This window comes from Sphingopyxis sp. BSNA05, assembly GCF_013265645.1.
Lineage (GTDB): Bacteria > Pseudomonadota > Alphaproteobacteria > Sphingomonadales > Sphingomonadaceae > Parasphingorhabdus.
In genome coordinates this window covers 1-10,035 of the sequence record NZ_PYIA01000045.1, presented here as the reverse complement: position 1 = coordinate 10,035, position 10,035 = coordinate 1, and the positions used below count along the sequence as shown (strand labels likewise).

The 10,035-nt window shown below is 57.5% G+C and carries 12 protein-coding genes and 2 pseudogenes; 5 read left to right on the top strand and 9 right to left on the bottom strand.

The genetic code is table 11. The annotated features are described in order from the left end of the window. The coding region (locus C8024_RS05085; protein ID WP_217272005.1) for a hypothetical protein at positions 1 to 405 on the bottom strand (405 nt) is incomplete at its 3' end. A gap of 122 nt (positions 406 to 527) precedes the next feature. On the opposite strand from C8024_RS05085, the gene map reads away from it, so the two are divergent. Then, positions 528 to 1,352 (top strand): type I methionyl aminopeptidase, encoded by an 825-nt coding sequence (gene map / locus C8024_RS05080; protein WP_173203261.1) that lies wholly within the window; start codon positions 528 to 530, stop codon positions 1,350 to 1,352. 294 nt (positions 1,353 to 1,646) lie between these two features. Here map and C8024_RS05075 read toward each other — a convergent pair whose 3' ends face one another. From C8024_RS05075 to C8024_RS05065, 3 genes are all read right to left on the bottom strand, one after another. Then, positions 1,647 to 2,069 (bottom strand): hypothetical protein, encoded by a 423-nt coding sequence (locus C8024_RS05075; protein WP_173203259.1) that lies wholly within the window; start codon positions 2,067 to 2,069, stop codon positions 1,647 to 1,649. A gap of 153 nt (positions 2,070 to 2,222) precedes the next feature. Next, positions 2,223 to 2,510: a DNA-binding transcriptional regulator gene (locus tag C8024_RS05070; RefSeq protein ID WP_173203257.1), complete on the bottom strand. Its 288-nt coding sequence runs from the start codon at positions 2,508 to 2,510 to the stop codon at positions 2,223 to 2,225. Continuing rightward, positions 2,507 to 2,857, bottom strand: a complete 351-nt coding sequence (locus C8024_RS05065; protein ID WP_173203255.1) for a type II toxin-antitoxin system RelE/ParE family toxin — start codon at positions 2,855 to 2,857, stop codon at positions 2,507 to 2,509. Before C8024_RS05065 ends, C8024_RS05070 begins: the two co-directional genes overlap by 4 nt. Positions 2,858 to 2,925: 68 nt before the next feature. On the opposite strand from C8024_RS05065, the pseudogene C8024_RS05060 reads away from it, so the two are divergent. Next, a pseudogene (locus tag C8024_RS05060) lies at positions 2,926 to 3,102 on the top strand (type I methionyl aminopeptidase); the annotation flags it as partial. 101 nt (positions 3,103 to 3,203) lie between these two features. Here the strand turns inward: C8024_RS05060 and C8024_RS05055 are convergent. From C8024_RS05055 to C8024_RS05040, 4 genes are all read right to left on the bottom strand, one after another. Next, positions 3,204 to 4,481: an AAA family ATPase gene (locus C8024_RS05055; protein ID WP_173203253.1), complete on the bottom strand. Its 1,278-nt coding sequence runs from the start codon at positions 4,479 to 4,481 to the stop codon at positions 3,204 to 3,206. Positions 4,482 to 4,515: 34 nt separating this feature from the next. Then, the gene (locus C8024_RS05050; RefSeq protein WP_217272004.1) at positions 4,516 to 4,869 is read right to left on the bottom strand and encodes a hypothetical protein; all 354 of its coding nucleotides are present in this window, start codon (positions 4,867 to 4,869) and stop codon (positions 4,516 to 4,518) included. A 451-nt stretch (positions 4,870 to 5,320) separates the two neighbouring features. Next, positions 5,321 to 5,491 (bottom strand): type II toxin-antitoxin system RelE/ParE family toxin, encoded by a 171-nt coding sequence (locus tag C8024_RS22940; RefSeq protein ID WP_367947158.1) that lies wholly within the window; start codon positions 5,489 to 5,491, stop codon positions 5,321 to 5,323. Positions 5,492 to 5,517: 26 nt separating this feature from the next. Beyond that, positions 5,518 to 5,808 carry a hypothetical protein gene (locus C8024_RS05040; protein ID WP_254305584.1) on the bottom strand — a complete coding sequence of 97 codons (291 nt, stop codon included), beginning with the start codon at positions 5,806 to 5,808 and terminating at the stop codon, positions 5,518 to 5,520. Between the two features lie 156 nt (positions 5,809 to 5,964). On the opposite strand from C8024_RS05040, the pseudogene C8024_RS05035 reads away from it, so the two are divergent. Continuing rightward, positions 5,965 to 6,302 (top strand): annotated as a pseudogene (locus tag C8024_RS05035) (hypothetical protein). Between the two features lie 70 nt (positions 6,303 to 6,372). Here C8024_RS05035 and C8024_RS05030 read toward each other — a convergent pair. Beyond that, positions 6,373 to 7,254: an OmpA family protein gene (locus tag C8024_RS05030; RefSeq protein ID WP_254305583.1), complete on the bottom strand. Its 882-nt coding sequence runs from the start codon at positions 7,252 to 7,254 to the stop codon at positions 6,373 to 6,375. Between the two features lie 72 nt (positions 7,255 to 7,326). On the opposite strand from C8024_RS05030, the gene C8024_RS05025 reads away from it, so the two are divergent. Then, the gene (locus C8024_RS05025; protein WP_254305582.1) at positions 7,327 to 8,676 is read left to right on the top strand and encodes a sensor histidine kinase; all 1,350 of its coding nucleotides are present in this window, start codon (positions 7,327 to 7,329) and stop codon (positions 8,674 to 8,676) included. 119 nt (positions 8,677 to 8,795) lie between these two features. Continuing rightward, positions 8,796 to 10,035: PQQ-dependent dehydrogenase, methanol/ethanol family (locus C8024_RS05020; protein ID WP_173203249.1), on the top strand; the 1,240-nt coding region annotated here is incomplete at its 3' end.

Genomic DNA, 10,035 nt, shown 5'->3' with positions numbered 1-10,035 from the left:
GCCGGGCGGGCGCAACCCGATGCCGAGCAACAGCAGCAGCGCCTTGCCCGCCGCCAGGACAATGCCCCCGCCCTGCTGCGCCAGCGCGTTGCCGAGATCGCCGGCGCTCTCGACCATGGTGACAAAACTCTCGTAGCTCATGAAATCGCCGACCGCCCGTTGATAGCCGTCGACCAGCAGCGATCCTGCCGCCAGCAGCACGGCCAGTGGCCAGCGCAGCCAGCCGTTGCGGAACCGCGAGATACCAACCAGGCCGAGCGCGCAAAGGCCGAACAGGCCGGCAAAGGCGATCAGGGCGACAGGCTGGATATCCGGTGTCGCCAGCATCACCAGCCGGCGCCAGACATCGCCGCCGCCGAGCAGCAGGCTCAGCGCGATCAGTCCATATTTCAGGCGGTTTTGCATCAAGCTTTCGCAATTCCTTCTGTTCCCACGCTGCGCCCCTAGCGCGACTTGGTTAATATCCAGCGAAAATCCCTGCATATTGGGGTATCGCCAAACCGCGCCGCGATGCCTATATAGGCCGCATGACAGACTATATGACCGTAGAAGACACCACCCCGCAATCCCGGACCGGAGCGATCAAGCTGCACGGGCCGGAAGGTTTTGCAGGCATGCGCAAGGCCGGCCGGCTGGCCGCAGAGATACTCGACAGCCTTGTCCCCCATGTCGTGCCCGGCGTGACCACCGGCGCGCTCGACGATATGGTCCGGCAACAGGCCTTTGCCGCCGGCGCGGTCCCCGCCACCTTAGGCTATCGCGGTTTCACGCACAGCTGCTGCACCTCGATCAACCATGTCGTCTGCCACGGCATCCCCGGCGACAAGAAGCTCAACGAGGGCGATATCGTCAATATCGACGTGACCGTGATCGTCGACGGCTGGCACGGCGACACCAGCCGCATGTATCTGGTCGGCAAGACCCCGATCAAGGCGAGCAAGCTGGTCCAGGTCACCTATGAATGCATGATGCTGGGCATCGAGCAGGCGAAACCCGGCAACCGCATGGGCGATGTCGCCCACGCGATCCAGAGCCACGCCGAAGCCCACCGCTATTCGGTGGTCCGCGATTTCTGCGGCCATGGTCTGGGCCAGATGTTCCACGACGCCCCCGAAGTCGTCCACGCCGGCCGCCCCGGCACCGGCCCGGAACTGCGCCCCGGCATGTTCTTCACCATCGAGCCGATGATCAATATCGGCAAATATGCCTGCAAGATGCTCGACGACGGCTGGACAGCGGTGACCCGCGACCGCTCGCTGACGGCGCAGTTCGAGCATAGTATCGGGATTACCGAGGACGGGAACGAGATATTTACGAAGAGCCCGACGGGGCTGGATTGCCCGCCTTATTGAGGGGGGCTGGGTTGCATTGAAATGAGCAGAGAACTCTGCGTATCGATCGAATATCTGAATCTATAAACGGCTCGGCCTCACCCTTGCGATCCGATTATGTATCAACCGTGTCCATCAAACCCAGCCAAGTTCGATACATACAACCGCATTGAGCGGTGTGAGAACAGCTCTCCAGAGGCAGGATTTTGGCATCGTGGATAGGAATACATTGGTCATTTAGAGTTGCAGCGCATTCGCAGGGACCGGCTGCCATGTTCGAGGCATGGAATTTCACCATTTCAATTTCGGCAGCATCTATTTTTTTAGGTCTCGCCAAGTGCAAAGAGCCGTCGAAACTGTCAAGCCAACTACAGCAGCTGCCTCCATCGGGTCATTGCGACCACGCTCGTTCAAAGTAGCAAGAAATTGTGCAGACATCTTCACATTTGTCCGAAGGCCAATTGCTTTCAGTTCGTCTTTATCGAGCAAGTTACCCTGCTTGCGAAGATCATTGTACGCGACAAACTGGTTCGGATGATCGGCAAAGACAGTACGATAAAAGGCCATTGCATCTGGTTGGTCAATGACGAGCGTTGAAAGTTTCACTGCATATGAGATCACTTCATTCCTGCTCGACCCAATACTCGCAGGTGGTCCCACTTCCTGTGCCGGCTCATTGCTCTCGATCGCGTCGCCATCGCTTCCGATGATCCGTTTCAGCCAGTCTCGAATAGCCATAGTGCCACCCACTTTCGCATCAAATATGGGTAAATCGCATATTGAGCGCTAAAAGTCATTGGGAACTGCTTACGGAGACAGGTGCACCTATATCTTCGTTATGGCCACCGCATAAAAAATGCACTGTCACCCGAATGCGATCGCCAATTAAGATCAGCCTTCGGCCAAAGCCCTTTGCACAATCTCCGGATTTTTCTCGATTACGGCAAGCAAGGCGCGTGCCGGGGCATCGGGCTGGCGCCTGCCCTGCTCCCAGTCCTTGACCGTGCCGAGCGGCAGGCGATAGGTTCTGGCAAACACCGCCTGGGTCATCTTGATACGCTTTCTCAGCGCCTTGATATCCGGTCCCGCCACCACGTGCGCACGCGCATGTTTGCCCTGAACGAAGGCCGTTGCATCTTCGATGCCTTCCATGATGCCGTTGAAATCTTCGTTCTTCATTTTCTCAACTCCTGCTTGAGTTTTGCCAGTGCCGCCTTGAAAGCATTTTTCTGTTCGCCGGTCAGACTGTCGTCGTCACTCTTGTCGATCATCCAGAGCAGGAAAACCGGATTGGCAGCGTCAGCGAAAAAGCTGAACACCCGATAGCCGCCACTCTTTCCCGTTGCCTGTTTCGCGACGCGTCCTTTGCGTAACCCACCAGTGCGAGGCTCGACCTTGCCGAAGTCGGGATCGGACTGATACAGGTCGTAAATCGCATTGAGTTCGACCTCACTAACGCCGAGGACCTTCACCCTCTTCTGAAAAGCGAGCGTTGCGACGACAGTATGGATCGGCGCTTTATCCATGCAGGTTATATACGGCAATGCCGTCCTAAATGCAAGTGAAAAAAGACGGCAGGGCCGCACTGACTGCCATCGAACAGATGATCAATATCGGCAAATATGCCTGCAAGACGCTGGATGATGGCTGGACAGCCGTCACCCGCGACCGCTCGCTGACCGCGCAGTCCGAGCATAGTATCAGGATTACCGAGACCGGGAACGAGATATTCACGAAGAGCCCGACCGGGTTGGATTGTCCGCCTTATTGAGGGGGGTGGGGTCGGGTGATTGGCAGCAGCCCTATCCTTTACAGCTAAGCTCTATTTACTGAGAACGATTCCGAAACCCCAATAGAAGCTATATTGATTAGCTAAACGGTTGCACTGGCGATTGGAGCCAGTGGAAATAGCTCTTCTATAATCTCGAAGACAACCTTAAATCCACTGAAGGTCGCCACGTCAGTTTTCGCATCGCAGACCGTGTTGCATAACCGTGTCTTGTTAAGTTGACGAATGATCGTAGTGTTGCCGTATTTCCCATCTTTGGTACGTGAATCATACATGTCGTCTTCAAAAACATCATCGGGAAGTAAGTTCTCAATTCCGTCCTTTGCAATGGTTGCTTCATTGTTTTCCGGGATGCTTCTAACGTGCAAATTTCCGATGTCTTCCGGCGGCTTGTTTGTGTCACAATCATAGAGCAACAATATCGGCCTATTTGTTAGATTTGGATTGCTCCGAAGCATATTGTTAGCGTGCTTGAGCGCATCTTTTCCGGTGTTTGTTGCATTGCCCGATAGCTTTTCGCCCACCCATTGAAGTTCAACACCATCCAATAGTTTTGTTTTGCCCAAGGCTTCTGCTGCTCTGCAAATGTACAAGGGGTCAGTTTCCCCTTCGAGCAAAATAAGCGGCTTGCCTTGGGCTTTAGCCCTTTCCCGAAGTCTCTTTTCAAATTGCTCTGTTTCAGCGATTGCTTCGAATGCTGCCGCAAACTCCGAGAAGGCGCTGGCTGATGTATATGCGTTAACATCTAAGTCAAAGTGGCGCATTCCGGTAGGACCAAACCGCTTCTCCATTGCAAGCGCGAACAAAGGGGAATGGCTGCTCATAATGAACTGCACATTGGGAAACAAAGCAATCAATTCTGGAAGGACTCTTGTTTGAAGTTCTATATGTAAATGGGAATCAATTTCATCGACCACACAAATACCTTTGATATTTTCGAGCCCTGAAAAGGAAGCCGCCGAATCTGCATAACGAAGTAGAGTGCCGAATATCAGGAGGAGCGATGCCTGCCCTGAAGAGAGCGCATCGAGTCCGTTAACATGACGCCCATCGCCAAAATCAATGCCAATTTTTTGTGCTTGGTTCCGCCCAAACCAAACGAACCGCGCCGCGCCATCTCGAACAATTGCTTTAAGCAATTGATTGGCCGCTTGCCAAAGCGGTGCACCGTCATGTTCAGGCGGCGGGCGCATAGCCAAAGCAACGTTCACTCCATCTTTCGTTTGTATCAATTGCTCGTCTCGAAGAGTTTCCAAGAGAACGGCCATCAACCACTGTGAAAATGCCTGGATACCATTCTCAACGAAAATGGGTCTGGCGAGTTTTCCGTTCAATTTCAATGACGCATCAAAAGAATCCATTACTTGGGAGTCTCGATTTAACCAATACGGCAACTCAGCGCGACTGGCTGGAAAAAAGCATAAACACCATTTTTAAAGATGGATTTGGATCTCCCGTCAGGCAATTTGAACGCCTTGTGCGATTTTCATCATCAGACCAATTGACGCCCGGATGGAGTGACTCCGGCAACTCATTGCGCGCCGTCTCTCCAGGATACTTTCCCCCTTTCTCGGCGAAGAAATGATCAGCACCTTCATCCGTAAACCGCAAAATCGAAAAACCACCTGCCGCTCCCGATTTGACGGTTTTGCTCCCTACCAACCGAAACCATTTTCTAGAAAGTCCGGTGGATGGCAAAACATCCTGATAATGTTGAGCCGCGCCTTCAAAAATGGCATCTGTGATCATCGATAAAATACTTGTCTTACCTCGCCCATTAGTACCTAATATCGTCGTGGGCAAAGGACGTGCTCCGTCGAATGCAAACTCAATATGTAGTTTTGTTAACGGGCCGGAATTTACAGCTACGAACTCAGAAAGATGCATTGCAATTTACTTTCAGGCATTTATTTTCCCAAGGCGGGGACCGAGCTATCGATCGATGATATACAATAGTCGTTAGTAAGCAAAATATTTGTTTTTGTTTGCAACTTACACCGGCAATTGCGGCGACAGTTTACTAATAGCACGAAACTCGCGAGTCGCAGACCCGCCAGATTCGGCCGTAGCGATTTCTGCATAGCCATCTGCGTTCTGGCGCTGTCCGCCGGTTCCACATAACCAGGTGTTTTTGTAAAAGCCGTCGCCATGGATGCAAGTTAAAGATGCCGCTCGAAATCCATGCTGTGATGCAGCACTCTCACAATAAGCAGCCCATCCCGCTCAACCCTGTAAAAACAACATGCGCCTGCTGACGAATACGCCGCAATCCCGGGGCGACCTCCTCGGCGCTGCTACCAAGCAGGGGGTTATCCAGCAGAGACCGGAAACAGGCCTGAAACTGGTCGCGGTAGCGCCGGGCCTGATCGATGCCGAATTCGGCGATGGTGTAATCGGCTATTTCGGCCAGATCACTTGCGGCGCGCTGCTGAGGCGCAGGTCAGCCATGGGCAGCGCGGTCTTCGGCGGCGCTCCATATATCGTCCAGCGACTGGTCGCTGGTGCCGCTGTCGAGTCCCTCGCTATCGCCGCGCGCAACGTGGCAAGCCGGTCTTCCTGCGACTGGTCGCGCTTGACCAGATCGCGGATATATTCGCTGTCATTGGTAAAGGCACCGCCAGCGATCCGGGATTTTATCCATGCGTCCTGGCTTGCGCTGAGCGTGATGGTTTTGCGGACGGTGGCCATGGGTGAAGCTCCTTGCAGACAGATCGTCATACTATTGGTGCAGGTCGGGATTGTAAAGATGCTTGCGCGGCTTGGCTCCAACCACCTTTCCCTAGCAATCCCACCCCCGTCCCCCTAGGCATCCCCCTCACCCTCCACCAACCGAGACCCCAAAACATGGCCCGCAAACATTCGAAACATGGTGGCTGGCAGGATCTGCCCGAGGCGGAGGAGGCTCCGGCGGAGGTGCCGGATTGCTGGCTTTGCGGGCGGCCGACCGGGAAGGCCATTGTCTGGCATCATCCGGTGCCGAAAAGCCGGGGCGGGCGCGATACGGTGCCGATGCATCCGATCTGCCAGCAGACCATCATCACCCATTTCACCAATAGCGAATTGCAGCGCCACGGCATGGATGTCGACGCGCTGCTCGCCGATCCGGTGGTGCGCAAATTTGTGAACTGGGTGGCGAAAAAGACCCCGATTTCAACGCGGCGACCACCAGGAAGCAGCGCTGATCGGGGGGAGCGCGGTCTGGCGACGAGATAACGGGGCGGGCCTTACACCCGCCCCGCTTCATTCCATGGACTAGAGCCCGTCGAGGCCCTTGCTGACCAGAATATTCACCGCGACGCGGCGGTTTTGCGCCTTGCCGCTGGCGGTGTCGTTGCTCGCCATCGGATCGGCTTCGGACATGCCGGTCGGGGTCAGCATGCGATAGGGTTTCCAGCCGCAGTTCTGCTGGATATAATTGACCACGCGGCTGGCGCGTTGCTCGCTGAGCTGCTGGTTATATTCATAATCGCCGGTCGAATCGGTATAGCCGACGACCAGGATCAGGGCGTTGTTCATATCGTCCGCCGCCGCGGTGGTGGCGCACAGGTCGGCCTTGCCGCTGGCAGAGAGCTTTGCCTTGCCGGTGTCGAAATAGACGTTGGTCGTGCCCTTCACATTATATTGGTCGATATCGCTGACCCGGCTGCGCAACGCCTCGGTCGCCGCGGTCTGTTCGGCAAAGCCTTGGGCGGTGCCGTTGTGGATCATGTTGGCGGTCTTGAGATCGCTACCCTTCAACCTGATCTGGCTGGCGACCAGATCGCTGCCCAGCTGCACCGTCTTGACGGTGACCGGCAGGCCGTTGAGCAGCGCTTCGCCGCCCAGGCTTTCGCGGCCGATGCCGAACAGGCCCTTGCTGGCCCTGATCTCGGTGATCTCGTTGAAGCCGATCACCGTCCGCGCGCCGTCGTCTGCGGTAATCTGCAGGCGGTCATCGCTGCGGGCGGAGATGATGCCTTCGATTTCGGGGCCGGCGGGCGCTTCGGCCATCGCCGTGGCAAAGTCGATTTCCTGCTGGCCGGAGACGATGATATTGTCGCGCGCCTCCTGTTGCGCGAGCAGGCTGCCGGGCGTCAGCAGGGTGGCGGTGGCCAGCAGCATGGCGGCTGTCCGGGGTTGGAAACTGGTGTTCATTATATTTCTCCTTCGGTCGAATCTGTCCGGCCTTGCCATGCGCGTGGCCGTGCTCCGGCCGGACCTGTGGGGATGGAATGCCGCCTGTCAATCTTCCTTTCGGTCTGCGGCATGGTCGGGACGGCACTGGCGCCGCCTGTGAACAAGCAGGGGCCGGACTGGCCCGACCACCCTGTCGCCCGGATGAACATATTCGTCAGATTCGCCGCTTCTGCAGGCAGCCCGAGCGGGTCCTGCGGCGAACCGTTTCGGGCAGACCTGCAAAAACCATCGCCGAAGTTCACCAGCGCCGGAGTCTCTTTCTTCTCTCCGCCATTCTGCTATCAGCATCCGATGAAGCCCCAACTCCATCCCCAGGAGGCCGAGCGCCTCCGCGAACTGCGCCGCTACGGCATACTCGACACCGAGCGCGAGCAGGCCTTTGACGAACTCGTCGAGCTGACCGCGCAATTGTGCGACGCGCCGGTTTCGGTGGTCAATTTCATCGACGAGGGGCGGCAGTGGTTCAAGGCCGAGGTCGGGCTGGGCGTGCGGTCGACGCCGATCGACACCAGCCTGTGCGGCCATGTGATCCTGCAGGACGATTTCGTCGAAATACCCGATACGCTGGCTGACGAGCGGATGGCCGACAATCCGCTGTGCACCAGCGAGGACGGCTTCCGCTTCTACGCCGGAGCGGTCCTGAAAGCCGCCAACGGCCTGCCGCTGGGCACTTTGTGCGTGCTCGACACCAAGCCGCGGGTGCTGAGCGAACAGCAGCGCAAGGTGATCCGGATACTCTCGCACCAGGTGATGCGGGAACTGGACCTGCGCCAGGCGCTCGAACGGGAGCAGGTGCTGCGCCGGGAAATCGACCATCGGGTGAAAAATTCGCTGGCCTCGATCGGCTCGCTGTTCGCGATGAAGGCGCGCGCCGCGCCGGACGAGAAAGTGCGCCTGGCGCTGGAGGATGCAAGCCTGCGGATCCGGTCGCTGTCCTCGCTGCACGCCGAACTGCACGATCTGGAACAGGGGCAGCTGGTCGACCTCTCCTCGCTGTTCCGGCGGGTCTGCCTTGATCTTCAGCAATTGCTTCCCGACGGCATCGCGCTTTCGGCTGCGGTCAGCGGCGACCATGCCAGCCCGCATCTGGCCAACGGCCTGCTGCTGATCGTCAATGAATTTGTCTCGAACAGCGTCAAGCACGGCCTTTTCGCTGCCGGTGGCAAAATCGAATTCGTGATTGCGAGCGAGGGCGAGCAATGGTCGATTTTCTGCAAGGACAATGGCACGGCGAACCGGCAGGATGCGGAACGTGCGGCGTCCTCGTCGGGCCTGGGAACACGGGTGATCAGTTCGCTGGCCACCTCGCTCGGCGCATCGATCGACTGGCGCGCCGATGGGACGGGCATGGAATTGCGGCTGGCGAGCGGCACGGACTAGCGGGTGCGACAGATCGCGGCACCGTGGCCGCTATAATCCTTGACCATCCGCCCGGAATTTAGCTAGTCAGTTAAATTGCACGGACGGCGGACCGTCCGGCGGATTTTAGGAGACGGGTGATGCGCAGGCTGGGATATTTATTGGCACCTCTTTTGCTGGTGGCTTGCCAGAGCCAGACCGGTGATCCGGCAACGCCCGACGCGGTGGTCAACGCGGACTGGGACAATATCGGCTTTGACGCCAAGGAACAGCGCCACAGCCCGCTCACCCAGATCAACGACAGCAATGTCGCCGAACTCGGCATCGCCTGGTTCAAGGACCTGCCCGATGCCCGTGGCCAGGAAGCGACGCCGGTCGTCGTCGACGGCAAGCTCTATATCTCCACCGCATGGTCGAAGGTCTTTGCCTATGACGCCAAGACCGGCGAGGAACTCTGGTCCTATGATCCCGGGGTGGCCGGCGAAAAAGCGGTCGACGCCTGTTGCGACGTGGTCAATCGCGGCGTTGCGATCAACCGCGGCAAATTGTTTTTCGGCACCATCGACGGCCGGCTGATCGCGCTGGACGCGAATACCGGCGCGCGGCTCTGGGAAACCCAGACCACCGACAACAGCAAGCCCTATACGATCACCGGCGCCCCGCGGGTGGTCAAGAATATGGTGATCATCGGCAATGGCGGTGCGGAATTCGGCGTGCGCGGCTATGTCTCGGCCTATAATGTCCGAGACGGTTTGCTGAAATGGCGCTTCTACACCGTTCCCAATCCGAAGGGCGAAGCAGACGGCGCGGCGAGCGACGAGATTTTTGCCAAGGCAGCCAACAAGACCTGGGGCGACGGCGAATGGAAAGTCTCCGGCGGCGGCGGTACGGTCTGGGACAGCATCGTCTATGACGAGGATCTCGACCAGCTCTACTTCGGCGTCGGCAATGGCAATCCGTGGAACCACGGCCTGCGCTCGGGTGGCGAAGGCGACAATCTGTTCCTCTCCTCGATTGTTGCGGTCGACCCCGATAGCGGAAAATATCTCTGGCATTACCAGGAAACACCGGCCGAGACCTGGGACTATACCGCGACCCAGCATATCATCCAGGCCGAGCTGCCGATCGACGGCAAGATGCGCAAAGTGCTCTATCACGCCCCGAAAAACGGCTTTTTCTTCGTTATCGACCGGCTCGACGGCACGCTGATCAGCGCCGAACCCTTCGTCGACGGGATCAACTGGGCCGAAGGCTATGATCTGGCCACTGGCCGGCCGATCGAAAATCCGGCCGCCCGCTTCTACAAGACCAAGGAGCCCTTTGTCGCGATCCCGGGGGCGCTGGGCGCGCATAACTGGCATCCGATGAGCTATAATCCGA